At 68.4% G+C, this 25,946-nt stretch carries 26 protein-coding genes; 16 read left to right on the top strand and 10 right to left on the bottom strand.

The genetic code is table 11. The features are described from left to right. Positions 1–50: 50 nt before the first annotated feature. The 5 genes from ABD255_RS12760 (at position 51) to merB (ending at position 4,497) form a co-directional block, all read left to right on the top strand. Positions 51–395: a PadR family transcriptional regulator gene (locus tag ABD255_RS12760; protein WP_344213256.1), complete on the top strand. Its 345-nt coding sequence runs from the start codon at positions 51–53 to the stop codon at positions 393–395. Then, positions 377–949, top strand: coding sequence for a permease prefix domain 1-containing protein (locus tag ABD255_RS12755; RefSeq protein ID WP_344213254.1), 573 nt, complete (start codon positions 377–379; stop codon positions 947–949). The genes ABD255_RS12760 and ABD255_RS12755 overlap by 19 nt, the downstream gene beginning before the upstream one ends. 191 nt (positions 950–1,140) lie before the next feature. Next, positions 1,141–3,009 carry a glycoside hydrolase family 3 protein gene (locus tag ABD255_RS12750; RefSeq protein ID WP_344213252.1) on the top strand — a complete coding sequence of 623 codons (1,869 nt, stop codon included), beginning with the start codon at positions 1,141–1,143 and terminating at the stop codon, positions 3,007–3,009. A gap of 169 nt (positions 3,010–3,178) precedes the next feature. Then, complete coding sequence (locus tag ABD255_RS12745) at positions 3,179–3,565, top strand: MerR family transcriptional regulator (protein WP_344213251.1); 387 nt, start codon at positions 3,179–3,181, stop codon at positions 3,563–3,565. Between the two features lie 230 nt (positions 3,566–3,795). Then, positions 3,796–4,497 carry an alkylmercury lyase family protein gene (gene merB / locus ABD255_RS12740; RefSeq protein ID WP_344213250.1) on the top strand — a complete coding sequence of 234 codons (702 nt, stop codon included), beginning with the start codon at positions 3,796–3,798 and terminating at the stop codon, positions 4,495–4,497. Between the two features lie 10 nt (positions 4,498–4,507). On the opposite strand, the gene ABD255_RS12735 is transcribed toward merB, so the two are convergent. Together ABD255_RS12735 and ABD255_RS12730 are read right to left on the bottom strand one after the other, a co-directional pair. Then, positions 4,508–5,746 carry an RNA polymerase sigma factor gene (locus ABD255_RS12735; RefSeq protein ID WP_344213248.1) on the bottom strand — a complete coding sequence of 413 codons (1,239 nt, stop codon included), beginning with the start codon at positions 5,744–5,746 and terminating at the stop codon, positions 4,508–4,510. Between the two features lie 11 nt (positions 5,747–5,757). Further along, the gene (locus ABD255_RS12730) at positions 5,758–6,138 is read right to left on the bottom strand and encodes a YciI family protein (protein WP_344213246.1); all 381 of its coding nucleotides are present in this window, start codon (positions 6,136–6,138) and stop codon (positions 5,758–5,760) included. A 123-nt stretch (positions 6,139–6,261) separates the two neighbouring features. Between ABD255_RS12730 and ABD255_RS12725 the strand changes: the two genes are divergently transcribed. From ABD255_RS12725 to ABD255_RS12705, 5 genes are all read left to right on the top strand, one after another. Beyond that, positions 6,262–7,050, top strand: coding sequence for a helix-turn-helix transcriptional regulator (locus tag ABD255_RS12725; protein WP_344213244.1), 789 nt, complete (start codon positions 6,262–6,264; stop codon positions 7,048–7,050). Positions 7,051–7,071: 21 nt separating this feature from the next. Next, complete coding sequence (locus ABD255_RS12720; protein WP_344213242.1) at positions 7,072–7,461, top strand: VOC family protein; 390 nt, start codon at positions 7,072–7,074, stop codon at positions 7,459–7,461. Further along, complete coding sequence (locus ABD255_RS12715) at positions 7,461–7,838, top strand: hypothetical protein (protein WP_344213240.1); 378 nt, start codon at positions 7,461–7,463, stop codon at positions 7,836–7,838. The genes ABD255_RS12720 and ABD255_RS12715 overlap by 1 nt, the downstream gene beginning before the upstream one ends. Before the next feature lie 220 nt (positions 7,839–8,058). Continuing rightward, on the top strand, positions 8,059–8,988 hold the full coding sequence (locus ABD255_RS12710) for an NAD-dependent epimerase/dehydratase family protein (RefSeq protein ID WP_344213238.1): 930 nt from the start codon (positions 8,059–8,061) through the stop codon (positions 8,986–8,988). Positions 8,989–9,004: 16 nt separating this feature from the next. Beyond that, the gene (locus tag ABD255_RS12705) at positions 9,005–9,253 is read left to right on the top strand and encodes a DUF2630 family protein (protein ID WP_344213236.1); all 249 of its coding nucleotides are present in this window, start codon (positions 9,005–9,007) and stop codon (positions 9,251–9,253) included. A 4-nt stretch (positions 9,254–9,257) separates the two neighbouring features. Here ABD255_RS12705 and ABD255_RS12700 read toward each other — a convergent pair whose 3' ends face one another. The 3 genes from ABD255_RS12700 to ABD255_RS12690 all read right to left on the bottom strand — a co-directional run bounded on the left by ABD255_RS12700 (position 9,258) and on the right by ABD255_RS12690 (position 13,683). Further along, positions 9,258–11,450, bottom strand: a complete 2,193-nt coding sequence (locus tag ABD255_RS12700; protein ID WP_344213234.1) for an AAA family ATPase — start codon at positions 11,448–11,450, stop codon at positions 9,258–9,260. A 189-nt stretch (positions 11,451–11,639) separates the two neighbouring features. Next, positions 11,640–12,212: a hypothetical protein gene (locus ABD255_RS12695; RefSeq protein ID WP_344213232.1), complete on the bottom strand. Its 573-nt coding sequence runs from the start codon at positions 12,210–12,212 to the stop codon at positions 11,640–11,642. Positions 12,213–12,405: 193 nt separating this feature from the next. After that, a complete protein-coding gene (locus ABD255_RS12690) occupies positions 12,406–13,683 on the bottom strand; it encodes a S8 family peptidase (RefSeq protein WP_344213230.1) in 1,278 nt (425 codons plus the stop codon). Positions 13,684–13,766: 83 nt separating this feature from the next. Between ABD255_RS12690 and ABD255_RS12685 the strand changes: the two genes are divergently transcribed. The 5 genes from ABD255_RS12685 (at position 13,767) to ABD255_RS12665 (ending at position 20,902) form a co-directional block, all read left to right on the top strand. Beyond that, entirely contained in the window at positions 13,767–16,352 is a 2,586-nt protein-coding gene (locus tag ABD255_RS12685) for a CHAT domain-containing protein (RefSeq protein WP_344213228.1), read from the top strand. 73 nt (positions 16,353–16,425) lie between these two features. Beyond that, on the top strand, positions 16,426–17,055 hold the full coding sequence (locus ABD255_RS12680) for an RNA polymerase sigma factor (protein WP_344213226.1): 630 nt from the start codon (positions 16,426–16,428) through the stop codon (positions 17,053–17,055). Further along, positions 17,030–17,491 (top strand): hypothetical protein, encoded by a 462-nt coding sequence (locus ABD255_RS12675; protein WP_344213224.1) that lies wholly within the window; start codon positions 17,030–17,032, stop codon positions 17,489–17,491. The genes ABD255_RS12680 and ABD255_RS12675 overlap by 26 nt, the downstream gene beginning before the upstream one ends. Before the next feature lie 97 nt (positions 17,492–17,588). Further along, positions 17,589–19,694 (top strand): phosphate acetyltransferase, encoded by a 2,106-nt coding sequence (pta, locus tag ABD255_RS12670; protein WP_344213222.1) that lies wholly within the window; start codon positions 17,589–17,591, stop codon positions 19,692–19,694. Next, the gene (locus ABD255_RS12665; RefSeq protein WP_344213220.1) at positions 19,691–20,902 is read left to right on the top strand and encodes an acetate/propionate family kinase; all 1,212 of its coding nucleotides are present in this window, start codon (positions 19,691–19,693) and stop codon (positions 20,900–20,902) included. The genes pta and ABD255_RS12665 overlap by 4 nt, the downstream gene beginning before the upstream one ends. Positions 20,903–20,913: 11 nt before the next feature. Here the strand turns inward: ABD255_RS12665 and ABD255_RS12660 are convergent, their stop codons facing one another. The 3 genes from ABD255_RS12660 to ABD255_RS12650 form a co-directional block, all read right to left on the bottom strand. Continuing rightward, complete coding sequence (locus ABD255_RS12660; protein ID WP_344213219.1) at positions 20,914–21,105, bottom strand: hypothetical protein; 192 nt, start codon at positions 21,103–21,105, stop codon at positions 20,914–20,916. 108 nt (positions 21,106–21,213) lie between these two features. Beyond that, positions 21,214–22,410 carry a M20 metallopeptidase family protein gene (locus ABD255_RS12655; protein WP_344213217.1) on the bottom strand — a complete coding sequence of 399 codons (1,197 nt, stop codon included), beginning with the start codon at positions 22,408–22,410 and terminating at the stop codon, positions 21,214–21,216. Positions 22,411–22,462: 52 nt separating this feature from the next. Next, entirely contained in the window at positions 22,463–23,383 is a 921-nt protein-coding gene (locus tag ABD255_RS12650; protein ID WP_344213865.1) for a 5'-3' exonuclease, read from the bottom strand. A 130-nt stretch (positions 23,384–23,513) separates the two neighbouring features. Here ABD255_RS12650 and ABD255_RS12645 point away from each other — a divergent pair, with 130 nt between their 5' ends. Continuing rightward, on the top strand, positions 23,514–23,954 hold the full coding sequence (locus ABD255_RS12645; protein WP_344213215.1) for an Lrp/AsnC family transcriptional regulator: 441 nt from the start codon (positions 23,514–23,516) through the stop codon (positions 23,952–23,954). Here ABD255_RS12645 and ABD255_RS12640 read toward each other — a convergent pair. Then, positions 23,951–24,286, bottom strand: a complete 336-nt coding sequence (locus tag ABD255_RS12640; RefSeq protein WP_344213213.1) for a hypothetical protein — start codon at positions 24,284–24,286, stop codon at positions 23,951–23,953. The two genes, ABD255_RS12645 and ABD255_RS12640, sit on opposite strands and share 4 nt — an antisense overlap. A gap of 91 nt (positions 24,287–24,377) precedes the next feature. Then, a complete protein-coding gene (locus tag ABD255_RS12635) occupies positions 24,378–25,847 on the bottom strand; it encodes a KamA family radical SAM protein (protein ID WP_344213211.1) in 1,470 nt (489 codons plus the stop codon). Positions 25,848–25,946 lie beyond the last annotated feature (99 nt).

Here is a 25,946-nt window from a genome sequence, read left to right as displayed (position 1 = left end):
TACCCATAGCTAGGATTGCTACCTATTCGCTTGTAGTAGGATAACTACCTATGAGGGCGGATGCGCAAGCGTTGAAGGGTCACCTTGATGTCCTGCTGCTGGCCACCTTGAACGACGGACCCCAGCACGGGTACGCGATCAAGGAAGCTCTGCGCGAAGGCAGTGGTGGCCGGTTCGACCTGCCCACGGGCACCGTCTATCCAGCGCTGCACCGGCTCGAGCGCGCCGGGCTCATCACCGGGTCCTGGTCAGTGGTCGACGGACGCCGTCGGCGCAGCTACCAACTCACCGCCGAGGGGCACAAGAAACTGACGGGGGAGCGCGCCAACTGGCGCGAGTTCGCCACGGCGGTCACGACGCTCTTGGAACCGGGCCCATGGCCGACCACGACCTGATTGACGGGTACCTCGCCGAGATAGCTGGGCGCCTCCCCTCCGAGGCCGTCGAGGAACTCGCCGACGGCTTGGATGAGACCTTCCAGCATCAACTGCTGCGTGGCCTGTCCCCGACAGAGGCAGCGCACGCGGCCATCGCCGAGTTCGGCCGACCGGCACAGGTCACAGCAGCTTTCGCTCGCCAGTCCGCGGGCCGGCACACCGCGGTCGCCTTACTGGTCACCGCTCCGGTATACGCCGGCCTCTGGGGGACAACGCTGATCACCGCGCAGGCCTGGAACTGGCAGATCCCTCCCGCCGCGGCACTCGCCTTCGGCGTCACCCTGCTTGCCGTGGCGACGACTCTGGGGATCGTCGCCAAGAGCAACAATCCGGCCACCGCACGACTCGTCGGGCCCGCCACGGTGGCTCTGATCTTGCTAGATCTCGGCATGCTGGCGGCGGTCGCGACCGCCGCGCCGGCGTTGACGTGGGCGGCGGCGTTGGCGGTGCCAGCCAGTCTGATCCGCGTCGCCGTCGCCGGTCGCAACCTCCCGCGCGTCTGCGCCCGGTAACGGCCGTTGCCTCGCCTGAGTCGAGCCAGCGGATCGCGCGGTACTTGGGCAGTTCGTCGACTGGGTACATCCCATGGGTGACGATGCTCGACCAGAACCGGGACAGTCAGCAGTTGGGGTCGCCCGGTCCGGCGCCGGTCCTCCAGGACACCCTCAACACCACTGATTCCTGAAAAGGAGAATCTGCCCTGATGCGTGCGGCGAGACTCACGAGTGCCGACGGTGTGGAGTACCGCGACCTCAACGGCAACGGCCGGCTGGATCCGTACGAGGACCCCCGGCTGGACGTCCCGACCCGGGTCGACGACCTCCTCGGGCGCCTTTCCCTCGAGGAGAAGGTGGGTCTGATGTTCCAGACCGTCATCGAGGCGGGGACGGACGGCTCGGTGCTCGAACGACCCGGGCGGATCTCGAAGTCGCCGACAAGTGTCGTCGTGACCGAGAAGCACCTCTCGCACTTCAACGTGCACGCACTCGAGGACGCGCGGATGGCGGCGCGCTGGCAGAACAACCTGCAGGCGATCGCGGAGACGACGCCGCACGGCATCCCGGTGACGATCTCGACCGACCCGCGGCACGCGTTCATCGAGAACGCCGGCGTTTCGTTCACGGCCAAGGCGTTCTCGCAATGGCCCGAGCCGCTCGGGCTCGCGGCCCTGCGAGACGCCGGCGCGGTACGCCGGTTCGCCGACATCGCACGCCAGGAGTACGTCGCCGTCGGGATCCGGGCCGCGCTGCACCCAACGCTCGACCTGGCGACCGAGCCGCGCTGGGCGCGGCAGGCCGGCACCTTCGGCCAGGACCCGGACCTCGTGACCGAGCTGGGTGTGGCGTATCTGAAGGGTTTCCAGGGCGATTCGCTCGGGCCGGGCAGTGTGGCCTGCACGAGCAAGCACTTCCCGGGCGGCGGCCCGCAGAAGGATGGGGAGGATGCCCACTTCCCCTACGGTCGCGAGCAGGTCTACCCGGGCGGCCGTTTCGCCGACCACCTGAAGTCGTTCCCCCCGATCATCGAGGCCGGCACCGCCGCGATCATGCCGTACTACGGCCTGCCCATCGACCTCGAGATCGACGGGGAGCCGATCGAACCCGTGGGCTTCGGCTACAACAAGCAGGTCGTCACGGGGCTGCTCCGCGACAAGCTCGGGTACGACGGTGTCGTCGTCACCGACTGGGAACTCGTCAACGACAACCACGTCGGCGACCAGGTGCTGCCGGCCCGCGCCTGGGGTGTCGAGCACCTCGACCCGCACGGGCGGATGGAACGCATCCTGCAGGCAGGGGCGGACCAGTTCGGCGGGGAGGAGTGCGTCGAGATCCTGCTCGACCTCGTCACCCAGGGCCGTGTCACCCAGGAGCGCATCGACGCCTCCGCTCGCCGTCTTCTCGCCGTGAAGTTCCGGCTCGGTCTCTTCGACAACCCATACCTCGACGAGGACCTCGCCGCGACCACCGTCGGCCGTGCCGACTTCCGAGCGGCGGGGTACGCAGCCCAGGCCAAGTCGGTCACGGTGCTCGTCAACGGCGTTCCCGACCGCGCGACGGCGGACGGCACCACAGTGCTGCCGCTAGGCGATGGCCTCAGCATTTACGCCGAGAACCTGTCGACCGCGGCGATCCTCGAGCACGGCAAGCTCGTCGACCGACCCCAGGACGCCGACGTCGCCATCGTGCGGTTGATGGCGCCGTTCGAGCCACGATCGGACCTCTTCCTCGAGACGTGGTTCCACCAGGGCTCACTCGACTTCCCACCCGGCCTGGTCGCACGACTCGAGCGCATCGCCGCCACCTGCCCTCTCGTCATCGACGTGGTGCTCGACCGGCCCGCAGTACTGACGCCGCTGCTGCGGTTCGCGAGTGCGGTGGTCGGGAGCTACGGGACCAGCGACGAGGCGCTGCTAGACGCGCTGACAGGCACCATCGCCCCGCAGGGCAGGCTGCCGTTCGACCTGCCGCGCTCGATGGACCAGGTACGCCGGCACGACGAAGACGTCCCCGGATACGACGACCCACTCTTCCCGTTCGGCCACGGACTGGACCTGCACGAGAGGTCGAGCTAGTGCCCCGCCGGACCGGTTGCTGACGGCAATCGAGCTGACCGGCCGTACCCGCGTGCGCATTCCGCTGCTAACCGGAGATGACGGCAACCACGGTCACTCGTTCGTGTGGATCCACCGCTGATGCAAAGGGGTTGACTCTGTAGCGGGGTACGGGGTTCAGGATGTTGGTATGCGGACTAGCGAGCTGGCTGGGCGGGCTGGGGTTCATGCGGAGACGCTGCGGTACTACGAGCGGCGGGGGTTGCTGGCGGAGCCGCCGCGGACGGCGGGTGGGTATCGGGACTATCCGGCGTCGGCGGTGCGGTTGTTGAGGTTCGTGAAGCGGGCGCAGGAGCTTGGGTTCACGTTGGATGAGGTGGAGGAGTTGGTTCACCTCGACGGCGGTGGGCCGGAGAGTTGCGATGCGGCGCGGACGCTGGCGGAGTACCGGCGGGATGATTTGGCGGCTCGGATCCGGGATCTGCAGCGGATGCATGACTCGTTGGCCGAGTTGGTGGCGTCTTGTGATCTGCCTCGGGACGATCGTAGGTGTGCGTTGCTGGAGGCGATCCGATGAGGCTTGAGGTTCTGCACGTGCCGGACTGTCCGAATCTGACGCCGTTGCTGGAGCGGTTGGCTGAGGTGACAGATATTCCTGTTACGACTCGGGTGATTGAGACCGATGCCGCCGCCGAGCGGTTTGGGATGGCGGGGTCGCCCACGCTGCTGGTGGACGGCGTCGATCCTTTCGGGGATTCGGGTGAATGCAGTGTGTCTTGTCGGATTTACCGGGACGAGGAAGGCCGGATGGTCGCTGTTCCGCCGGTGGATGAGTTGCGGGCCGTCCTCGGGCAGTCCGGACCCGCTGAGGTGCTGAGTGCGTGGCGCCGTCGCGCCTTGCCTCTGGACGCCTGCGAGCAGGAGGTGCACCGGGCGATCTTGCGCAGATTCGCGTCCACCGGAAGGCCGCCGGCTCCGGCGGATCTTGACGAGCTGACTGCCTACAGCGGACGCAGTACTGCGGACGTACTGCGCGTTCTGCACGAACTCGACGCGATCCGACTGATGTCGGACGGCGGGATCGCGGTGGCCTACCCGTTCTCTGCCACGCCGACCAGGCACCGGGTCCGGATCGCCGACCGGGTCGAGCTCTACGCGATGTGCGCGATCGACGCCCTTGGTATCTCGCCGATGGTCGGGGAGGACTCGACGATCGAGTCTGTGGATGTCACGTCAGGCCGTTCGATCAGGGTGGTGACGCGGGACGCGCGGCGTACCTGGGAGCCCGGCGGGGCAGTGGTCTTCGTCGGCGCTGATGCCGGTGGCGGTCCGTCGGCGGACTGTTGCTGCGACTACCTGAACTTCTTCGCCGACCGCGCGGCCGCCGAGGCCTGGGTGGGCAACCATCCGGACGTTCCCGGGCAGGTACTCGACCAGGCCGGCGCCGAGGAGCTCGCGGCCAGGCTCTTCGGTCACTTGCTTGCTGGTGACAACAACTTTCCGGCCTGAGAGCGGGTGACTACCCGCGAAACCTCTGGTCGCGTTCGCTCTGGTAGCGGAGGAACTGGATCTCGGATTCGGTTCTTGCCAGCTCCGCCGCACGGGCGTACGCCTGCGATGCCTCCTGGCGTCGGCCGAGGCGTTCGAGCATGGAGGCGCGGGAGGCGTGTAGCAGGTGGTACTCGGGGAGGTCGTCGGCGAGTTGGTCCAGGAGGGAAAGGGCGGTGGCCGGGCCTTGGGTCTCTGCCAGGGCTACCGCGCGGTTGAGCGCTACCACCGGCGTCGGCATGACTGCTAGCAGGCGGTCGTAGAAGCGGGTGATCGCTTGCCAGTCGGTGTCCTCGTAGCGTGGGGCGGCGCAGTGGATGGCCTGGATCGCGGCTTGGAGTTGAAATGGGCCCGGGCGGTGGCTGCGGAGGCAGGTGAGGACGAGGTTGTGGCCTTCGGTGATCAGGGAGCTGTCCCAGCGGGAGCGATCTTGGTGCTTCAGGAGGATCACGTCGTCGGCTGTGCCGCGGGCCGGCATTCTGGACTCGTTGAGGAGCATCAGGGCCAGCAGGCCGAGCGTCTCCGGCTCGTCGGGGATCAGCGCCGTCAGCACTCGGCCCAGATGGATCGCCTCGGCGCGCAGGTCGTGGCGGTTTCGCGGGTCATCGGCGCCAGTGTTGTAGATCAGGTAGAGGACCTGGAGCACCGCTCGCAGGCGAGTTGGCAGCTCGGCGGCCTCGGGGACTCGGTAGGGGATATGCGCGGAGCGGATCTTGTACTTCGCGCGGACTAGGCGCTTCGCCATGGTTTCCTCACTCACCAGGAACGCCGAGGCGACCTCGGCCGGGGTGAGTCCGGCGATCAGGCGGAGGGTGAGCGCCACCTGATGCTCGACGCGGATGGCGGGGTGGCAGCAGGTGAAGATGAGTCGTAACTGGTCGTCGTGCATGAGCTGTGCCTCCTCCGATTCCGCCCGCAGTCGGTCGAGGGCGGCCTGCTCGGTGAGTTCGCGGCCGCGCCGGGTGCGGCGTACGACGTCGACGGCGCGGTTGCGGGCGGTCGTGATGATCCAGCCGGCCGGATTGTCGGGTACGCCGTCGCGCGGCCACCGCTGGACTGCCGTCACGAACGCGTCCTGGACGGCGTCTTCGGCGAGTGAGATGTCGCCGAAGACGCGGGTCAGGGTGGCGACAGCCTGACCGTGGGCCTCACGGAACGCCCGCTCGATGATGCCCGGCCCGGTGGCGCTGCTCGTGCTGCTGTCGTCCATCTGCCGGCTCGTCAGTGGCCTGCCTGTACCCGTCCGGTCGCCCGGAACGGTCGGACCTCGATCGCGTGGTTGATGGCCTCGACGACCTTCTCCGCCCACGCCAGCGCCTCGTCGAGGTTCTCGGCGTTGATGACGTAGAAGCCGCCGATGTGCTCCTTCGCCTCCGCGAAGGGTCCGTCTGTGGTCACCTTGTCCAGGCCGGTGCCCCCGCTCACCACCGTGGTCGCGTCGGGGCCGTGCAGGGCGCCGCCGAACACGAACGCGCCGGCCCGGTCCAGCTCCTCCTCGAGCGCGATCACCCGGCTCATGAAGGCCTGCATGTCCTCGGGCGTGGACGGCGCGCCTTCGACCTGGCCCTCCACCTCATAGACCGACAGCAGGTACTGGTTCATCTCGACTCCTCGTTTCCGCGGGACTGTCCCGCTTTGACCTACTGACGAATGGGCGGCGCTCGATCAGGACACCCTTGAAGAGAGGATCTCAGTACTGTCCCCGCCCGGGTCTACGCTCCGAACATGAACCGTATGGACCGCCTCTACGCCCTGGTGGAGGAGTTGCGCGCGGCCGGACAGCGCGGGCGTACGGCGGGGCAGCTGGCCGCGCACTTCGAGGTGAGCGTTCGCACCATCGAGCGCGACCTGAGCGCGATCGGGCAGGCCGGCGTCCCGCTCGCCACCAAGCAGGGGAGAGGCGGCGGGTTCACGCTCGACCGGTCGATGAGCCTGCCGCCGCTCAACTTCACGCCGCGCGAGGCGGCGGCCGTGGCCGTGGCGTTGAGCCGGAACGAGCATGTGCTCTTCAAGAAGGACGCCCGCAGTGCGCTGCAGAAGATCGTGGCGGCGATGCCGGACTGGGCGCTGGCAGAGGCGCGCAGTACTGCGGCGAAGGTGCGACTGCTTGTGCAGCCGGTGCCGGATCCGGACGCCGAGGTCGCCGAGACCATCTGGCGCGCCGTGCGCGACAACCGGGTGCTGCGCATCCACTACATCGACGTCGGAGGCGTCGAGACCGAGCGTGAGGTCGAGCCGCAGCACGTGGTGGTCGGCCCCAACGGCTCCTACCTCACCGCCTGGTGCCACCTGCGGGAGGACGACCGGGTGTTCCGGATGGACCGCATCACCGCAGCCGAGCGTACGCCGCGCCTCCCGCGGCCGCGGCCGGTCATCCCCGAGCCGCTCGTCGACGGCCACGAGACCAGACTGCCGGCGTCGGCGTTTCGGCCCGAAGATTCTTTGCCAAACACCGACATAGGGCTGTCGCGAACGACTGGAACGGTGGGTGCAACCCGTCGCTCCGGCGGGTGATCCGAGCAGATGGAGACAGACATGAACACCCCCGCTCCCGGTACCTTGGCCTGGTTCGAGGTCGCCACCAGCGACCCCGACACCGCCGCGAAGTTCTACGGCAGCCTCTTCGACTGGACGTTCGAGGCCGACGGCCCCGCTGCGTCCGGCGGCATGGACTACCGCAACATCAAGGCCTCGGGCGCTGACGGCCCGATGGGCGGCATCTTCGGCACCGGCGGTCAGGTGCCCAACCACGCCGTGTTCTACATCCTCGTGGCCGACGTCGAGGCCACCTGCGCCGACGCCGAGCAACTCGGCGGTTCGGTCCTCAGCAAGCACCTCGACCCCGGCCCTGGCGCCCCGAAGTTCGCCTACCTGCGCGACCCGGCGGGCAACCAGTTCGGGGTCTTCACCCCACCGGCGGCCTGATGGCCAAACGAACGCAGGGCGCATCCCCGTCGGAGCATTCCGGCGGGGAGGCCGCTCGCGACCTGTACGACGAACTCACCGACGACCTGCTCTACGACCCGGCCATCGGCCGCGCCACGATGATGGGCTACCCGTGCGTGCGGCTTGCCGGGCGGTTCCTCGCGTCGTACGACGACAAGTCCGGAACCCTCGTCGTGAAACTGCCCCGCGAGCGAGTCACCCAGCTCGTCGAGACCGGTACTGGCGACCCGTTCGCGCCCGCGGGCAAGGTCTTCCGGGAGTGGGTGTCGATACCCACCGTCGATCCAGAGCTCTGGCGCGGTCTGCTCGCCGAGGCGGTCGATTTCGCCCGCAAATCGCTCAGCGATGGGCGGTGAGCAGGGCGGGTTCAGCCGGGTGGTGACCGGGGTGCGGCCAGGGGGTCACCCGGGTGCGAGTGAGGTCGCGGCGGAGGGATCGTGAAGGAGCAGTCAATCGACCGGGGCTGCTCTGGAAGGATTTGGAGGATCGCGCGATGGCTACCTTCTCGGCCCGCGGTTGCCGTTCGCACTCGGCAGCCAGGGCATCTGTATCAGAGACGACGACGAGGAGACGGCGATGCGGGTATTCATCGCAGGGGGTACGGGCGTCGTGGGGCAGCCGCTCATCGAAGCGTTGCTGGCCGGCGGCCATGAGGTCACGGCCAGCAGCAGGCGGCCGGAGAACCTCGCTGTGGTGGAGGTACTCGGGGCCCGGCCGGTCTTGATGGACGGGCTCGACCAAGGCGCGGTGCGGGACGTGATTCTCGAGGCCGAACCAGAGGTGATCGTCAATCAGACGACTGCGCTGTCGGCGCCCGCCAGTGACTACGGCAGCTGGCTGGAGGTGACGAACCGGCTGCGGACTGAGGGCACGAAGACCTTGATGAGCGCGGCCGCCGAAGCCGGTACGCGCCGCGTCGTGGCTCAGAGCGCAAGCTTCATGACTCAGCCTGGGCCTGGCCCCACAGACGAGTCGGCACCTCCGTACTTGAACGGTCCAGGGCCGATCGGAGTGCATGTTCAGGCGAACATCGCAGCAGAGAGCCTGGTGCTCGAGACGCCGGGGATCGAAGGCCTCGTACTCCGCTACGGCTTTCTGTACGGTCACGGCACCGCGATCGGCCCCGGCGGGGACATCGCGACGGCGGTCGAGGCGGGCGACATGCCGATCGTCGGCGACGGCGCCGGCCACTACCCGTTCATCCACGTCCAGGACGCGACCTCGGCCACCGTGCTAGCGGTCGAGAAGGGAATTCCCGGCGTCTACAACGTCACCGACGACGAGCCCGCGCCGCAGGCAGTTTGGCTGCCGTACCTGGCCGAGATCCTCAGCGCCCCCGCGCCGGGACACATCTCGGAGAAGCAGGCTGTCGAGCGGTTCGGGGTTCAGTCGGCGTACTACGGCAACCAGCTTCCCGCCGCGAGCAACGCCAAGGTCAAGGCCGAGCTGGGGTGGACCCTGGCCTACCCGTCCTGGCAAGAGGGATTCCGGCAACTGTTCGGCTGAAAGATCAGGAGATGTCATGCCAACCGATGAATCGGTCCAGGAGGCCATCCGGCGCCTTGTCGACGAGGAGCACGTACTGCGCGCGAACCGTGCTCAGCGTGTCGATGCGCTGGCGACGAGGGGACAACGTTTGCAGGAATTGGAGGTCGAGCTTGACCAATGCTGGGACCTGCTGCGCCAGCGCCGCGCGTTGCGCGCGGCCGGCGGAGACCCCGAGAAGGCGACAGCTCGGCCCACCGGACAGGTCGAGCGCTACCTCCAATGACGGCTTAGGTGCCTGGCTTTTGGAAGAGGTAGTCCTCGGCTCGCATCGAGGCGGCCGGCTTGATGTCGTCGGGGATTAGCTGGCGCAGGTCGCGCTCGGTCAGGGTGTCCGGGTCGTGGAGGGCGAGGCGGGTGGCCTGGTTGGAGATGGCTTCCTCGAGCACGTTGCGGATGAAGCGGCCGTTGCCGAAGTTGTGGCTGCGAGGGGCAGGTGGGATGACCCGGCGTACTGCGGTCAGTACGTCGTCGGTGTAGATCATTCCCTTCTGGCGGGCCTGGAGCTCGAAGATGGCGACGAGTTGTTCGGTGTCGTACTCGCTGAAGGACAGGAGCTTCTGGAACCGCGACGACAGGCCGGTGTTCGACTCCATGAAGCGCTGCATCTCGCGGTGGTAGCCGGCGACGATCACGACGCAGTCGTCGCGGTGGTCCTCCATCAACTTCAGCAGCGTGGCGACGGCTTCGAGGCCGAAGTCACCCGGGATGTTCTCCGGGACCAGCGTGTAGGCCTCGTCGACGAACAGCACCCCGCCGATCGCCTCGCGGAACTTCGCCGCGGTCATCGGCGCGGTGGTGCCGACGCTGGGACCGACCAGATCGGACCGGTCGACCTCGATCACGTGGCCCGTCTCGAGCACTCCCAACTGCTGGTAGATCCGGGCGAGCAACCGGGCGATGGTGGTCTTGGCGGTACCGGGCTTGCCGACGAACACCATGTGCCGGGCGCGTTCCTGAGTCGGCAGCCCGAGCTCCTTGCGGCGCTGGTTGGTCTTGATCTCAGCCACCATCCGGCGGACCGACTCTTTGACCGACTCCAGCCCGACCAGCGCTTCCAACTCGGCAAGCGGCCCCTCGACCACCGGTTCGCCGGCCACCGGCTCTGAGACCACCGGTTCGCCGGCCACCGGCTCTGAGACCGCCGGCTCGTCGGTCTCAGGCGGTACTTCGGTCGCGGCGGCGGGCGCTGCCTCAGTCGCTGGCTCGGGTAGGTCGGTGAGGGCGCTCGCTGACTTTGGTTCGTCGGGGGCAGGGGGCTCGGCCCTGGGGAGGGGATCGGCCGGAGCCTCGGGTTGGGCGGTGCCCCAAACGAGCGTGAGCGGGCTCGTTGGTGCTGGCTGGTCAGGCGCGCCGGATGCAGCGTCGGCGTCGAGTGGGGCGGAGCGCTCGTGGTCGAGGAGCTGGAAGAGCGCGGTCAGGTCTGGGACCTCCGGGTCCGGCCACGGGCCCTTCTCCAGGACGCCGGCCAAGTGGACCGACACCCGGGTGGCCGCGGCGGCCCAGGACCGCGCGAGTACCTGCTGGTCCTGGGCTATTGCGCGGGCCAGCCAGTCGGTGTTTCGGCTCAGCCAGGCGCCAGGGTCGAAGCCCTTCCGGAGGTCGGCGAGCGCGTGCTCGACGTCCCAGCCGGAGACGCCCAGGATCTGCCCGACCGCCGGCGGTTGGCCGGCGAGGCCGGTGGTCCGGATCAGTCGCGCCAGCAACCGCGAGAAGTCCAGGCCGTCGTCGTCCGCGATCGCCGCCGACAGCTTGGTGTGCGCGTCCCGCAGCGTGTCCAGCGAGTACCGCAAAGCCGACGCAGGCCCGGCCAGTTCCGGCAGTACTGCGCGCTCAGCCTCGCTGAGTACGGCGGTTCGCCAGAACTGGGCGATCGTCTCGTAGTCGGCCACGACGTGCATCCGGGTGACCTCGCGGTCGGCGAGCACCCGGTCGTACGCCGTCGTCAGCGCCTGCGCGCGGACTGCCATCGGAGGGGCATCGACGAACAGGCTCACCACGTCGCGGGACAGTTGCAGCGCTTGCCTGCGGCCCTCTTCGTGGAAGTGCTGCGCGCCGGCCACCGCCTGCAGCGGCCAGTCGTCAGCCGCGACCCGGACCACGTGTCCAGCGCCGCCGAACCGGACCGACGGGCGGTGAAAGTCCCGGGTCAGCACGGCAGCGATGTCGGCGTACTCACCATGGAGCACCGGGATCCAGCCGGTGAGCAGCGGGGCAACCTGATGGGTGAACCACACCGCCGCGGGCGTGCCGTCGACAAAATCCGGGAAGGCCCCCGGCCGCTGGGGCCGCAGCGTGTTCGGGGCGTCGGCCCAGGCGCGAAGCCGGCCGCGAATACCGGCCAACCACTCGTCCGGCACTTCCCAGGGTTGGTCGGCGTCGAGAACGTCGAGCACGCGCGGTCTGCGGGTGTGGTCAGCCACAGGGTTCCTCTCCGCCCGTAGGGCATCTGGCTAGCTACGTGGCGAACCACTTCGGGCGCTCACCGTGGCGGCCGGACGGCAGACGGCGTACTGGGCTCGACCACGGCGACTCCCAAGGGTGATCGCGCTCGCTCACCTTAATGCGTGACCGGCCCACGACCCGCCCTCGGGCAGGCTCGTGCGCGCCGGTCAGGCCGAGGCCGGAGGGGTGCGGCGAGAGGATCCGTCCAGGCGGTTCCGGAGGCGTTGGAGCACCTGGTCGGTGAACAGGCCGGCCAGGCAGCCGGTCAGGACCAGGACGGCTACGCCGGCGCTGGAGGTCGTCGCGTCTCCGATGCTGACCAGGCCCGTGTTGACGGCGATGACCGACACCGAACCGAGCAGTGCGGACCCCGGCGGACGCAGGAGATGCCACCAGACGAAGTGGTGATCGCCGGGTCCGGAGTTGCGGGTGAACGCGATGCTCTGATGGATGACGCTCCCGACCACGCCGGCGGCCGCGCCGACGATGAGCAGACTCATGTTCAGGGTGACCGCGAAGTCCGCCGGCCACCAGTTGATGACCCGGCTGGCCACCTGCTTCGGACCTTCGGCCTCCTGGGCCGCGACCAGATGTTCGGCCAGGCCGTACGCCCAGATGAGACAGGGCAGGCTGATGGCGGCCTCGGCGATGTTGATCGCGACGATCAGCCGCCGGGTGGATCGCTTCGGCCGGGTGCTCCGCCTCCGGTGTCGTTTGGCTGGGCCGAGTGTGCTCGTCATGTCGTGGCCCCCTTTCATTCAGGCGGAGGCGCGGGCTCGTCGGGGAATACACGCGATCGGCATGTATCAACGACCTCGCTCGCGACTCCGACCTGATGAGGACCGGATGTGGGGCGGCCGGTTCCCAGCCGGGGGGAGGCTGACGCGGTACGTGCAGGGCAGGGGGGAGCACGTGCCGCGTCAGCGGCTGCCTTTAAGCCAACGCGTCACCTGGCCGCAGGATCGCGCCGACGCCTGGAATGCTCTGGGTCAGGCTGTGGGCGAGCAGACTGTCGGCGGCCTGCCTGGCGCTCTGACCGGTGACGCACATCCTCGCCGCGATCAATCCGGCCACCAGCGGCGTCGCGAACGACGTACCGCTCCAGCGGGCCATGCCGGAAAACTTCCGTAGCTCCCCTTTGTTCGGTCGTTCGGTGCATTGGTAAGTGCCGGTCAGATAAGCGTTGACGAGATTCTCGCCGGGTGCGTAGACATCGACCCAGGTACCGAAGTTGCTGAACGACGCGCGGTGCTGCCCGTCCTCGGCCAGGGCACCGACCGAGACCGTCTCCGGAAACGCCGCCGGCCAGAAATACTGACGGTCGCCGTCATTCCCGGCGGCGGCCACGAGCACCAGGCCGTTGATGCGATTGAGCCGCGTTCGAATGAACACGTCGAGGCCCACCGACGGGAGGTTGAAACGCGTCTTGGTGCCGGCCGAGAGACTGATGATGTCGGGTGACTCGGCCAGGACCTCGTCCAGGCGCTGGGCCAGATCGATCTCCCACATCGCGCCGGCCCGGTCGAAGTAGCTCTTCACGACGATCTCGGTCTTGGGTGCGATGGAGCGCAGTACGCCGGCGATGAAGGTGCCGTGACCGGCGTACGGGCGGATGTAGTTGGTGCTCGGGTCGTATCTGATCTCGTCGTCACCGGTGACTCCCTCCAGCCACGACGCACCGGTTTGCGTCCAGCCGACGTCCAGCACGACGACCTTGGCGCAGCGGCCGTCAGCCTCACCGACGTCAGTCAGGAAGGGCTCTGGCTGGGCGTCTGGAGGTACATCCTCGGGCTCCGTCGCGGGACATGGGCTGACGCTGCCCGCGACGAAGAAGAGGTGCATCGGGGTGACCACGCCGCGCCCGAGCCGCTGGTCGGCGTACAGGAGGAAGCGTTGGGTGTCGGTACGCGCCGGCGGTGCGTCCTCAGGGACGCTGCGTGGCAGGTCGAGGCGGGTGACGCCGCCGATTCCGCCGTCGTGCTCGGTGCCCCCGCCGAAGAGTTCGAGGACTCTGGGCAGGTCTTCGTCGCGGACCAGAACGCTGCCGGCCCGGTGGAGATAGTCGACGCCCGCGGTGCGCCAGTCCTCCGGCTCGATCTCGATCTCGTCGCCGAATTCCTGGATAATGAGGTCGACCTGGTCCTCGAATTTTCCCCGTTGGTCGTCGTACGGCGGGCCGTCTTGATCGTCGGGTGTCTTGTTCTCTGCCATTTTCTTTCCTCCCCAGGTGGCCGCTGCGAGGTATTCGGCCAGCTAGCCTTTCACTGTGCCGACAACCGGGAGGTGTGTCGAGGGTGACGACGGCGCCGGAGGATCTGCTGACCCTCGCCTTGTCGCGTCCGCACGATGCGATCTCGGGTGCGCAGCGGTTGCTCGCGACCGGTCCGGAACAGTTCACCGCGTCGATCGCCCACCAAGCCAGCGGTATCGGCCTGCGCCAGTTGGGCGACGTCGATACGGCGATCCGTGAGTTGCGGGTCGCGCTGCGGCTGGCCGAGCAGTCCGGGAGCCTGCAGCGTGAACTCGACGCCCTGGCCACTTTGGGCGCCACGCTGGGACGCGCCGGCCATGGCAAGCAAGGGCTTGCTTGTCTCGACCGTGCTGTCGGGCACAGCAAAGGAGCGTTCGCCGGCCGGGTGCTCATCCGGCGCGCCGACGTACTGCTGGTCCTCGGGCGGCACGAAGAGGCGCTGGAGGATCTTCGCAGCGCGGTGAGTCGCTTGCGCCGGGCCGGTGATCAGGTGTGGGAGGCGCGCTCGCGGAACTACCGCGGTTTCGTCAATCTCACCCTCGGCCGGACTCGCCAGGCCGACGCGGACTTCGCGGTGGCCGAACGCCTCTACTCCGACGCAGGTCAGGCATTCGAGTTCGCGGAAGCACGCCAGAACCGGGGATTGGCCGCGTTCGCGCGAGGAGACCTGCCGCTCGCGCTGGAATTTCTCGGCGCGGCCGGGCAGCGTTTCGAGGCGCTGGGCGTCACCTGGCCCGAACTGGCGATCGATCGCTGCGGGGTGCTGCTCGCCGCCGGATTGAGCATCGAGGCGCACGAAGAGGCCCAGCGGGCGGTCGACCAGATGGACAAGGACGGCGGCCAGCCGACGAAACGGGCCGAGTTGTTGTTCGCGGCCGCGACGACGGCGTTGGCCGCGGCCGAGCCGCTGACCGCCCGCGAACGAGCCGAGGAAGCGCGCCGGCTCTTTGCCGCTCAGCGTCGGCCATGGTGGTCGGCCCGGGCGACCTTGGTTCAGCTCGAGGCCCGCCATCAGGCGGGCGAGCGCGGGCCACAATTGCTGCGCAGGCTGGTGGACACAGCGGCCAAGCTCGACCGACTCGGGGCCGCGGAGGCTCCCGCCGCTCATCTGCTCGCCGGCCGACTCGCGCTCTCCGAGGGACGCCAGGTGGCAGCTGACCGTCAGTTGGCGCAGGCGGCGCGGCCGCGGCGCGGAGCACCACCAGTCGCCCGGGCGACAGCGCTGCTCGCCAAGGCACTCCAGTCCGAGGCCAAGGGGGACACGCGCGGGATGCTGGCTGCCTGCGCCCGCGGTCTCGACGCGTTGGACGAGCATCGCCTGATGATGGGTGCGACCGAGCTACGAGCCAGGGCCACCGCCCACGGGGCAGAGTTGGCCAGGCTCGCGCTGCGTGACGCCGTACAGCGCAACGACCCCCGGCGGCTCTTGACCCGCAGTGAGCGGTGGCGGGCGACCGCTCTGGCGGAGTCTCCGATCCGTCCGCCTGGAGACGGCCAGTTGGTCGCCGATCTGGCCGCGCTGCGGGAGGTCGTCCGCCGAGCGGAGCGCGTCGCCCCAGACACCTCCGCGGGTACTGCGCTCGAGCGCGAGCGCCGGCGTCTCGAGCATGCCGTCCGTTCACGCACGCTGGAGACGCGAGGTGGTGCCTCGCGATCCACAGCGCCATTCGATCTCGACCAACTGCTTGCGGACCAAGGTGAGACCACTCTGGTCGAGATGGTCGAGGTCGATGACACCTTGTACGCGGTCGTGGTCCGCGATCGACGGATCAAGTTGCACGCCATCGGCCCGCTGGCCGCCGCCGCGCTCGAGGTGGAGCGTGCCCGGTTCCAGCTGCGGTGGCTGGCTCGGGGCCGACTCTCGAACGGGCCGGGGCTCGACATCATCGGTGCGCGACTGTCGGCGGCGCTCCTTGGCGACGCCGCGAAGGACCTGGGCGACGGGCCGGTGGTGATCGTTCCGCCTGGTCGGCTGCAGGCGCTGCCGTGGCATCTGCTTCCGCCGCTGGCCGATCGGGCCGTGAGCGTGGCGCCGTCCACAGCGCTGTGGTTGTGGGCCCGCCGGTTGCGGCCGCCGACCGACCAGAGGGTGGCGTTGGTCCTCGGCCCCGGGCTGACCGCCGGTTCCGAGATACCGCGGCTGGCCGAGCGGTACCCGGCGGCGACGGTGCTCGACGGGCGAGCCGCGACGGCTGAACGTGTACTTCGCGCCCTCGACGGCGCCTGGCTCGCGCACATCGCCGCGCACGGGACCTTCCGGTCGGACAGCCCGCTGTTCTCGTCACTCCGGCTGGCCGACGGACCGCTCACCGTGTACGACTTCGAGCAGTTGCGGCAGGCGCCGTACCGGATCGTCATGTCCAGTTGCGAGTCCGGGCTCGCGAAACCCGTTGGTGCGGACGAGTTGCTCGGGCTCACCACCAGCCTGGTGCCGCTCGGGGCCGCGGGGATCTTGGCGAGCGTGGTGCCGGTGAACGACCGGGCCGCAGTACCGGTGATGACCGCGGTGCACGACAACCTGCACGCCGGACATTCGCTCGCCGAGTCGCTCACCAAGGCCCGAGCGGGATGCGGTGACGATCCGGTCGCTGTCGCCACGGCTTCTTCGTTCGTGGTGCTCGGAGTGTGAAGCCGTATGTATCAGCGCCTCCGTGCCCGCCTCCGTCCCAGTAAAGCGCTTCCACCCGCGAAGGAGACACGGTATGCGCGATGACCCGACCGTGATCCGAATGGTCGCGGCCGCCCGGAGCGGCGACAAGAGTGCCTGGGACGACTTGGTGGAGCGGTACGCACCGCTGGTCTGGACGGTCAGCCGACGGTTCCGGCTGTCCGCGGAAGATGTCGACGACGTCGGTCAGAGCGTGTGGTTGTCGCTGGTCGAGCACCTGCCCGGCCTGCGTGATCCGGCCGCCTTGCCGGGCTGGATCGTCACCACGACCCAACGCGAGTGCTTGCGCCTGGTGCGGGTCGGACGGCGGACCGAGCCGGTCGATCCGGCGGATGTCGACCCTGGGGGTGCGGACGGTGTGCGCCCGGTCGACGAGGAACTGCTGGCGCACGAGCGGCGCGAGGTCGTCAGGGCCGCCTTCGGGCAACTGTCGCCTCGCTGCCAGTCGTTGCTGTCGATGATCGTGCAGGACCCGCCGGCGCCGTACTCCGAGATCAGCCAGAAGCTGCACATGCCGGTCGGAAGCATCGGCCCCAACCGGGCCCGGTGCCTGGACCGATTGCGCCGTGCGCCGGCTCTCGCCGCGCTGATCGGAATCCGGAACGACCCCGCCCTCAAGCCGGAAGAAGGTGAGCGGCATGACCAGCCAGTGGTGGACAGATGACGATCGGCTGCTGGAGGTACTGCGCGACGCGCTGACCACCGCACGGGCGGTTCCGGCCGGTTTCGTGGAGACGGGGAAGGCTGCGTACGCGTGGCGCACGATCGACGCCGAGCTCGCGGCGCTGACGTACGACTCCGAGTGGGACACCGCGGAGCTCGCCCTCACCCGCGCGGAGAACGCGACGCTGCGCACGCTCACCTTCTCCTCCGATGTGTTGACCATCGAGCTGGAGTTGACGCCGCACGAAGTGCTCGGACAGATCAGCCCCCCACAGGGCGGCACGGTGAGACTCTCGACCGACGCCGAAGATGCCGGTACTGCGGAGATCGACGACCTCGGCTTCTTCGTCGTCCGCCCGGCGCCGGCGCATCCGTTCCGCCTTGTCCTCCAGCTCGCCGCCGGAGTCGCCGTCCTGACGGGCTGGATTTCGCCCTAGCGGGTATCAGCACCCACCCCGCTCTCTCATCAGCCGGCCAGCGGTCCGGAGCGCGTCCGAAGGGATTCTCCGGTCGGGGTGTGATTAGGGTTCGTGCATGGGAAGCAGCGTGTACGTCGCGTCGGTGGAGGGGTATACCGGGAAGTCGACGGTGGCTCTGGGGGTGCTGGAGCAGTTGTCGCGGCGGGTGGAGCGGGTGGCGGTGTTTCGGCCGATCGTGCGGCCGGACACCGCGCTGTACGGCGGGCGCGACTACGTGCTGGATCTTCTGACCTCGCACGAGGCGGTCGAGTTGCCGTACGAGGAGTGCGTGGGCGTCACCTATGACGAGGTGCACCAGGACCCCAATGCCGCGCTGGATCGGATCGTGCAGCGGTATCGCGATGTGGCTGAGCGGGGAGATCCCGTGCTCATCGTCGGGAGCGACTACACCGACGTGGGTACGCCGACTGAGTTCTCCTACAACGCGAGGATCGCCGCCAATCTGGGCGCGCCTGTGCTGCTCGTGCTCAATGGTCACGGGCGTAGCCCCGAGGATCTGCGGACGCTGGCCGACATGGCCGGTGGGGAGCTCGCGGCCAATCACGGCTCCCTGTTCGCGGTGATCGCGAACCGGGTGGACCAGGATCAGCTCGCCCCAACGGTTGCCGCGCTGGCGAGCGCCGACGTACCGGCGTACGCGATTCCGGAGGAGGCACTGCTGAGTGCGCCCGCCGTGGCGGATCTGATGAGCGCGGTTGACGGGCAGGTGCTCAGCGGCGACCCGCGGCTACTGTCCCGCGAGGTGAGCGGCCTGGTGGTCGCCGGGATGACCATGCCGAACGTGCTCGATCGGCTGTTCGAGGGGGCGGCCGTGATCACCGCGGCGGACCGGCCCGAGGTCGTCGTCGGCGTACTGATGGCGAACGCCTCGCAGAACTTCCCGCAGGTCTCGGCGATCTTCCTCAACGGCGGGTTCGCGCTGCCGGAACAGGTGCTGCGGCTGATCGAGGGGATCGGGAGCACCATGCCGATCATCGAGACCGGGCTCGGTACGCACGCGACCTCCACCGCGCTGACCGCAGTACGGGGCCGGGTCACGAAGAGCACCCCGCGGAAGGTGGACACGGCGCTCGCGTTGTTCGACCAGCATGTCGACGGATCCGCGCTGCTGGATCGGCTCGCGGTGGCGCGCAGCAGCGCGGTGACTCCGCTGATGTTCGAGCATCAGCTGATCGACGTGGCGGTTGCCGATCGCAAGCACATCGTGTTGCCGGAGGGCGAGGAGGAGCGGATCCTGCGGGCGGCCGACGTACTGCTGCGCCGCGGGGTGGCGCGACTGTCCCTGCTCGGCGACCCGGTCGTGATCAGTGCGAAGGCGGCCGGCCTGGGCGTGGACATCTCGGCGGCGCGGATCGTCAATCCCGCCGACGACGAGGAACTGGGGGAGCGGTTCGCAGTGGAGTACCACCGGCTGCGCCAGCACCGGGGTGTTGACCTCGACCGGGCCCGCGACCTGATCAAGGACGTCTCGTACTTTGGCACCATGATGGTGCAGCTCGGTCTGGCCGACGGGATGGTGTCGGGCGCCATCCACACCACCGCGCATACGATTCGGCCGGCGCTCGAGGTCGTCAAGACGTGGCCAGGCGTGTCCGTGGTCTCCTCGGTGTTCTTCATGTGCCTGGAGAACCAGGTCCTCGTGTACGGCGACTGCGCGGTCAACCCCGATCCGACGGCCGAGCAACTCGCCGACATCGCGATCTCCTCGGCCGCGACCGCGGCGGCCTTCGGCGTCGAGCCGCGGGTCGCGATGCTGTCGTACTCGACCGGTACGTCCGGCACGGGATCCGACGTGGAAAAGGTGTCGAAGGCAACGGCGATCGTGCGCGAGCGGACGCCCGAACTTCTGGTTGAAGGGCCGATCCAGTACGACGCCGCGATCGACAGTGCCGTGGCCAAGACGAAACTGCCGGATTCGGCGGTAGCGGGCCGGGCGACGGTGTTCATCTTCCCCGACCTCAACACGGGCAACAACACCTACAAGGCAGTGCAGCGCTCGGCGAACGCGGTCGCTGTCGGGCCGGTGCTGCAGGGCCTGAAGAAGCCTGTGAACGACCTTTCCCGAGGAGCGACCGTGCGGGACATCATCAACACCGTGGCGATCACCGCCATCCAAGCGCAGCAAGGCGCCCTGGTTTCCGATGAGGGGAGCGGCCGATGAGCGATCACGTGCTGGTGATCAACACGGGCTCGTCGTCGCTGAAGTACAGCCTGGTCGACGCTGCCTCCGGAAAGGCCGCCGCGTCCGGCCTGGTCGAGCGGATCGGCGAGCCGGAAGGTCACCATCGTCACCGCGGCCCGCAGGGTGAGAAGCAGACCACGCGGAGGTTCGCGTCCCACGAGGACGCGCTGCGCGCGGCAGTGGATGCCTTCGAGACGCAGGGTCCGTCCCTCGACGACGTCGAGATCGCCGCCGTCGGCCACCGCGTCGTCCATGGCGGGTCCCGGTTCGCTGACCCGGCCCTCGTCGACGACGAGTTGGTTGCCGCGGTCACCGACCTCGTACCGCTGGCGCCGTTGCACAATCCGGCCAATCTCGAGGGCATCACAGTGGCCCGTCGGCTGTTTCCCGACCTTCCGCAGGTCGCGGTGTTCGACACGGCCTTCCACCAAACCCTTGAACCGCATGCCTACACCTACGCGGTTCCTGCGGAGTGGCTGAAGGATCACGGGATCCGCCGGTACGGCTTCCACGGCACCTCGTACGCGTTCGCCTCCGAGCAGGCAGCGCGGCTGCTCGGGCGGGACCTGGCTGAGCTGAACCTGATCGTGCTCCACCTCGGGAACGGCTGCTCAGCGGCGGCGGTGCGTGGTGGGGAGTCGGTCGACACCTCGATGGGGATGACGCCGCTCGAAGGCCTGGTGATGGGCACGCGGTCGGGTGATTTGGACCCGGCGGTCCACGCGCACCTGGTCCGCGAACTCGGCTGGAGCATGGACGAGATCGACCACGCGCTGAACTTCGAGTCGGGCCTGAAGGGATTGGCGGGGGAGAACGACTTCCGCGAACTCTCCCGTCGGCGGGCCGCCGGCGACGTACGGGCTCAACTGGCGTTCGATGTCTACTGCTACCGGATCAAGAAGTACGTCGGCGCGTACTACGCCGTGCTCGGCACCGTCGACGCGATCGTCTTCACGGCAGGAGTGGGCCAGAACTCCGCGGAGATGCGAGCGACCTCGCTGGCGGGCCTCGAACGGCTCGGCATCCAGATCGACGAGTCGCGCAACACCGCGTCTGCTGACGAAGGTCGTGCGGTGTCCGCCGCGGACAGCCCGGTCGCAGTACTGGTGATCCCCACCGACGAGGAATGGGAGATCGCGCGGCAGGCGCTCAACTGCGTCCGGTCAACTGATCACTCGGGAGGCTGACCGCTTCGTACCTATTCTCGAGGAAGTTGATCGTTGGGGTCTTCCTCGACGGGCGCTTCGTCCGGGTCGGGCTCACCGCTCTCGTACAGCGGATCTTCGGCCTCCGCGCGAGTCTTGTCGGAAGGCGCCGTCTCAGGGTCGTTCTGCGACGGGTTGTCGGGGTCCTCGAACGGCATGGGGTTGACCTGGCCGGTACTCATCATCAGCCCTCCAAGCTGCTAGACAGACCCCCGGCCGTACGTGCGAGCGGCCGACCGGGGGCACCAGCCCGGTACCCGGGTTCACACCTGCTCAGACCTGGCTCCGCCTGCTCAGCCGCGGGTCAGGCGGCGGAGGGCTAGTTCGGCCAGTAGGGCGGAGGCGTCGGGGAGGATCGAGTCGTCGAAGTTGGCCAAGGGGGAGTGGTTGTCGGCGGCGCGGTGGTGGTCGGGGGACGGGCAGGCGCTGAGGTTCACGTAGGCGCCGGGGACCTCGTTCAGGACGTACGACATGTCTTCGGCGCCGCATTCGGCGTGGGCTCGTTCGCGGAAGCGGGTGGGGCCGAAGAGGTCGGTGATCGTCTCGCGGGCGAAGAGGTACTCCTGCTCGTCGTTCACCGTGACGGGGTAGCCGACGCGGTACTCGACCTCGGCGGTGAGGCCGTGGGCCGCGGCCAGGTGCTCGATCAGCCGGACGCTGGATTCCTGGATCCTCGCCTGCGACTCGGCGGAGAAGGTACGGACGGTGGCGTCGAAGAACGCGTCGTCCGGGATGATGTTCTCCTTGGTGCCGCCGGCGATCCGGCCGACGGTGAGCACGACCGGGTCGAACACGTCGAACTGCCGCGTCACCATCGTCTGCAGCGCGACCACGATCTCGCACAGCACCGGGATCGGGTCCTTGCCGTTGAACGGTTCCGACCCGTGGGCGCCCTCGCCGACGACCCGCACGTGCAACTGGTCGGCGGCTGCCATCAGCGGGCCCGCCTTGCTGCTCCACACCCCGAGTGGATCGCCCGCCGACTGCACATGCAGGCAGTACGCCGAATCGACCCGCCGGCCGGCCACGTCGAGCAGTCCCTCACGGATCATGATCGGGGCGCCGCCACTGGTCTCCTCACCCGGCTGGAACATGAACACCACGTCCCCGGCGAGCTGGTCGCGCAGGTCGTGCAGGATCTTGACCGCGCCGACCAGGCCCGCGACGTGGAGATCGTGGCCGCAGGCATGCATCAGGCCGGGATGGGTCGACGCGAACGGCACGTCCACCCGCTCGGTGACGGGAAGCGCGTCCATGTCGCCGCGCAGCAGCACGACCGGCCCGGGGCCGGCGCCGCCGCGCAGTACGGCGGTGACCGAGGAGAGCTCCTTGCCCAGGGTGATCTCCAGGTCGAGACCTTCCAGGGCTTCGAGGATCAGCGCCTGCGTCTTCGGCAGTTCGAGGTCGTACTCCGGAACCTGGTGCAGCGCTCGGCGCAGGGCGATCACGTCAGCGCCATGACGGGCGGCGAGCTCGAGGGTGGTGATCACGCGTCTCCTTCGTTCGACCTCAAGAAATCAAGACATCACGACAGCAACAACATCAAGACCGAGGGCCGAGGTTGAGAGCGGACATCACCCGCTGCGCGCTCCCGCCGAGCTCGAGCAGCTCGACCAGATCGAGCCACCGCTCCGGGTCGTGCACCTCGGAAGGAAGCGTCGCGTCGAAGGTCCCGACCGGCGCGTCCTTGGCGACGGCAACCACCTTCGGTGCCACGTCGAGGTAGTCGCTCGCGTCGAGGATCTTGCGCTTCACGGCCGGCGACATCGGCGTACTCGGGTCGGCCGCCGCCTTCCGGATGTCGTCCAGCCCGCCGTACGCGCTGATCAGTGAGGCGGCCGTCTTCTCCCCGATGCCCTTCACCCCGGGCAGTCCGTCGGAGGCGTCGCCGCGCAGCGTGGCGTAGTCGGCGTACCGGTTGGCGGGGATCTCGTACTTCGCCAGCAGCGCCTTCTCGTCGTACACGTCCGCCCGGCCGACGCCCTTGGCCGCGGTGTAGACGATCCGGATGCCGCGGGAGTCGTCGATCAACTGGAACAGGTCCCGGTCGCCGGTGACCACGTCGACCGGCATCGTCGCCTGGTGCGACAGGGTGCCGATCACGTCGTCGGCCTCGTGGTCCGCCGCGCCGACGATCGCGATCCCCAGCGCCTCGAGCGCGGCCCGGATGTACGGCACCTGGACCTCCAGCCGGTCCGGCACGTCCTCGATCTGCTCACCCCCGGTGGCGACGAACTCGACCCGCTGCGCCTTGTACGACGGAATCAGCGCCACCCGCCACGACGGCCGCCAGTTGTCGTCCCAGCAGGCGACCAGGTGCGTCGGCCGGTGGTTCTCCACCAGCCGCGCGATGAAGTCGAGCAACCCGCGGATCGCGTTCGTCGGCGTACCGTCGGCCGCCTTCATCGTGTCGGGCACTCCGAAGAAGGCGCGGAAGTACAGCGACGCGGTGTCCAGCAACATCAACCGCTGCTCGGTGGTCTCAGCCATGCGGGTGATGCTTTCACAAGACACCGACCATTCCCACGCCCCTGCCTGTCCACCGTTGCAAGTCCAGATGCTGGGGAACGGTTTCTCAGAGTATGGTCAACGCATGGAGGACCTGGATCGCAAGATCGTCGCGTTGCTCGCGTCCGACGGGCGGATGAGCTTCACCGACCTGGGCAAGGCGACCGGCCTGTCCACGTCGGCGGTGCACCAGCGGGTGAAGCGGCTGGAGCAGCGCGGGATCATCCAGGGATACGCGGCAACGATCGACCACACCGCGCTCGACCTGCCGCTGACCGCGCTGATCTCGATCCGGCCGATCGATCCGTCCCAGCCGGACGACTCGCCGGAGCGGCTGCGCGAGGTCCGGGAGATCGAGTCCTGCTACTCGGTCGCCGGCGACTCCAGCTACGTCCTGATCGTCCGCGTCGCCACTCCGGCCGCGCTGGAGAACCTGCTGGCCGTGATCCGGGCCAAGGCGAACGTCGCCACCACGACCACGATCGTCCTCAGTACGCCGTACGAGCGGCGCCCACCGGCGCTCTAGTCCAACTCGTCCGTACTGCGCTGGTGCTCGGTGCCGGTGTCGAAGAAGGTGTCGAGGTACTGGTCGGGCGTGAGGTCGCTGCTGCGGATCAGCGAGTAGACCTCGGTGCCCGGGTGGATCTGGTGGATGTCGTCACCCAGGTAGAAGCACTGGGCCAGCCCGAGGTAGGCGAACTCGGTCTCCTCGATGTAGTCGAGCGCCTCGGCCTCGGCCAGTTCGATCGCGGAGTCGAAGTCGTCGGCGCGCCACATCGTGATGCGCTCCTCGTAGGGAGACTCGCCCGGCCTGATCTCGTTCAGCTGGAAGATGCACCTGACGCTGTACCAGCCCATCCCACCCACCATCCCCGCTAGTCCCCTTCCGACGACAGTAGCGGGAAATAGCCCCCGGTGCCGTCCCCTGCGGGCGGCACCGGGGACTGGATCAGCTGATCTGAATGAGCTTCTGGGACTCCGCGGCCTGCCGGGAGGCGGCGGCGCGCTTCTCGGCCTCGGCGAGGGAGTCGCCCGCGTGCTGCTTCCACCAGTCCTGACCCTCGACGGGCAGCGTGTCGATCGGGTCGTAGTACTCGTAGGTGCGGTTGAGCGCGTCCGGGTCCTGCTGCTCGATCCCGGTGCGGTAGTTCTTCTTCCAGTACGAGATGCCGCGGACCTCGTCGTACTCCGACAACTGGTGGACCCACCGCTTGCCGACGTACGGGACGTCGCACACGATCCGCGGTGTCGCGAAGCCGGGGAGGTAGCCGAGGATGCCGTGCTGCAGGTGCTGCGCGTCCTTGACCGACACCCGCCAGTGCTCGGAGAACGGGATCATGTCGCACATGTAGAAGTAGTACGGCGTGATGGTGGCTCCGTCGAGCAGCGCGAAGCAGAGATCGAGCAGTTGCGGCACCGAGTCGTTCACGCCGCGCATCAGCACGCCCTGGTTCCGCACGTCGCGCAGGCCGGCCTCGAACATCGCCTTGGTCGCCTCGGCCACCAGGGGAGTCACCGACTGGGCGGCGTTCACATGGGTGTGCATGGCAACCATCACGCCACGCCGGCGGGCGATCGACGCGACCCGCTCGACGCCGGACCGGACGTCGTCGGACAGCCAGTGCTGCGGCATCCCCATCAGCGCCTTGGTGGCCAGCCGGATGTCGCGGATGTTCTCGATCTCCAGCAGGCTGGTGAGGAACGCCTCCAGCCGCGGCCAGGGCATGTTCGCCACATCGCCACCGGACACGACGACATCGCGCACCCCGGGGTTGCGGCGCAGGTAGTCGAGCATGTCGTCCAGGCGCTGCTGCGGTTTGATGGTGAATTTGAGCTTGTCGATCACCGGGGTCGAGTTCCCGACCAGGTCCATCCGCGTGCAGTGCCCGCAGTACTGCGGGCACGTCGGCAGGATCTCCGCCAGGACCTTGGTCGGGTATCGGTGGGTCAACCCCTCCGTGGCCCACATCTCGTGCTCATGCAGTGAGTCCCTCGTCGCGTGCGGGTGGGACGGCCAGTCAGCGCGGCGGTCGCTGAACATCGGCAGCATGTAGCGGCGCACCGGATCGGCGTAGAACGCCTCGGTGTAGTCCTGGCCGGCGGACGCGCCGGCCGGGACGATCGTGTTGAGCATCTGGGGCGGCAGCAGCATCGACATCGTCGCGCGCTCGGCCTGGTCGCGGGCCAGATCCTCGTAGACCCGCTCCTCGAGCAGGTCGCCCATCACGTCGCGCAGTTGCTTGACGTTCTTCACGCAGTGTGAGCGCTGCCACTGCACGGACCGCCACTCCTCGGCGGTGACGTCCTTGAAGCCGGGGATGCGGGTCCAATCGGGCTCGACTAGGTCGGCCCGGTGATAGGCGTACGGCTGGCCGTTCAGTTCGGCAGCAGCAAGCTCCGGGCTGATCAGATCGGTCACGAGTCCTCCTGGGGGGCTCCACGACAACGTCGGTCTCATGGAAGGATAGCGATAGAACTTATGGTAGATCCATTAGAACACCGCAAGATTTCTCTTGAA

The organism is Kribbella sancticallisti (assembly GCF_039530625.1).
Lineage (GTDB): Bacteria > Actinomycetota > Actinomycetes > Propionibacteriales > Kribbellaceae > Kribbella > Kribbella sancticallisti.
This window is presented reverse-complemented; position numbering and strand designations above follow the sequence as displayed.

Bases quoted from the DNA above. Each gene is read 5' to 3' on its own strand.
- ABD255_RS12720 (WP_344213242.1), top strand. From the start codon at position 7,072: ATGAACACCCCCGCTCCCGGTACCTTGGCCTGGTTCGAGGTCGCCACC.
- ABD255_RS12690 (WP_344213230.1), bottom strand. From the start codon at position 13,683: ATGGCAGAGAACAAGACACCCGACGATCAAGACGGCCCGCCGTACGAC.
- ABD255_RS12645 (WP_344213215.1), top strand. From the start codon at position 23,514: ATGGAGGACCTGGATCGCAAGATCGTCGCGTTGCTCGCGTCCGACGGG.
- ABD255_RS12755 (WP_344213254.1), top strand. From the start codon at position 377: ATGGCCGACCACGACCTGATTGACGGGTACCTCGCCGAGATAGCTGGG.
- ABD255_RS12725 (WP_344213244.1), top strand. From the start codon at position 6,262: ATGAACCGTATGGACCGCCTCTACGCCCTGGTGGAGGAGTTGCGCGCG.
- ABD255_RS12745 (WP_344213251.1), top strand. From the start codon at position 3,179: ATGCGGACTAGCGAGCTGGCTGGGCGGGCTGGGGTTCATGCGGAGACG.
- ABD255_RS12715 (WP_344213240.1), top strand. From the start codon at position 7,461: ATGGCCAAACGAACGCAGGGCGCATCCCCGTCGGAGCATTCCGGCGGG.
- ABD255_RS12710 (WP_344213238.1), top strand. From the start codon at position 8,059: ATGCGGGTATTCATCGCAGGGGGTACGGGCGTCGTGGGGCAGCCGCTC.
- ABD255_RS12650 (WP_344213865.1), bottom strand. From the start codon at position 23,383: ATGTTGCTGGACACCGCGTCGCTGTACTTCCGCGCCTTCTTCGGAGTG.
- ABD255_RS12665 (WP_344213220.1), top strand. From the start codon at position 19,691: ATGAGCGATCACGTGCTGGTGATCAACACGGGCTCGTCGTCGCTGAAG.
- ABD255_RS12680 (WP_344213226.1), top strand. From the start codon at position 16,426: ATGCGCGATGACCCGACCGTGATCCGAATGGTCGCGGCCGCCCGGAGC.
- ABD255_RS12695 (WP_344213232.1), bottom strand. From the start codon at position 12,212: ATGACGAGCACACTCGGCCCAGCCAAACGACACCGGAGGCGGAGCACC.
- ABD255_RS12735 (WP_344213248.1), bottom strand. From the start codon at position 5,746: ATGGACGACAGCAGCACGAGCAGCGCCACCGGGCCGGGCATCATCGAG.
- pta (WP_344213222.1), top strand. From the start codon at position 17,589: ATGGGAAGCAGCGTGTACGTCGCGTCGGTGGAGGGGTATACCGGGAAG.
- ABD255_RS12640 (WP_344213213.1), bottom strand. From the start codon at position 24,286: ATGGGCTGGTACAGCGTCAGGTGCATCTTCCAGCTGAACGAGATCAGG.
- ABD255_RS12760 (WP_344213256.1), top strand. From the start codon at position 51: ATGAGGGCGGATGCGCAAGCGTTGAAGGGTCACCTTGATGTCCTGCTG.
- ABD255_RS12675 (WP_344213224.1), top strand. From the start codon at position 17,030: ATGACCAGCCAGTGGTGGACAGATGACGATCGGCTGCTGGAGGTACTG.
- ABD255_RS12730 (WP_344213246.1), bottom strand. From the start codon at position 6,138: ATGAACCAGTACCTGCTGTCGGTCTATGAGGTGGAGGGCCAGGTCGAA.
- ABD255_RS12750 (WP_344213252.1), top strand. From the start codon at position 1,141: ATGCGTGCGGCGAGACTCACGAGTGCCGACGGTGTGGAGTACCGCGAC.
- ABD255_RS12705 (WP_344213236.1), top strand. From the start codon at position 9,005: ATGCCAACCGATGAATCGGTCCAGGAGGCCATCCGGCGCCTTGTCGAC.
- merB (WP_344213250.1), top strand. From the start codon at position 3,796: ATGGTCGCTGTTCCGCCGGTGGATGAGTTGCGGGCCGTCCTCGGGCAG.
- ABD255_RS12660 (WP_344213219.1), bottom strand. From the start codon at position 21,105: ATGATGAGTACCGGCCAGGTCAACCCCATGCCGTTCGAGGACCCCGAC.